This is a genomic window from Stenotrophomonas sp. S49, assembly GCF_016624905.1.
In the GTDB taxonomy this organism is placed as follows: domain Bacteria; phylum Pseudomonadota; class Gammaproteobacteria; order Xanthomonadales; family Xanthomonadaceae; genus Stenotrophomonas.
This window is the reverse complement of sequence record NZ_JACVUD010000183.1, coordinates 1-262: the sequence shown is the minus strand read 5'-3', so window position 1 is coordinate 262 and position 262 is coordinate 1. Positions and strand designations below refer to the sequence as shown.

1 pseudogene is annotated in these 262 nt (G+C 72.9%); it reads right to left on the bottom strand.

The features are described from left to right. Nucleotides 1-19 precede the first annotated feature (19 nt). Nucleotides 20-262 (bottom strand): annotated as a pseudogene (locus IAE58_RS19895) (alpha/beta hydrolase); the annotation flags it as partial.

The following is a 262-nucleotide window of genomic DNA, read 5'->3' as shown; positions in this document are numbered from 1 at the left end:
TCGGTTCGCACCCACCAACCTACGCGGCGGCGGCGTCGCGGCTGTGGTCGAACTGGCCGTGCTGCAGGAAATGCGCGGTCTGCCGCGCGGCATCGGGCGATACCACCAGGCCGCTGTGGCTGGTGCGCACCACGCAGTGGTCGGCCAGGCCCGGCAGGCGGGTCTCGTCCAGCGCCACCGTACCGTCGGAGGCTTCGCCCATGGCCCCCAGCAGACTGCCCAGGCCATGCGGCACCGACCCGGCGATCAGCCCGACCTTCGC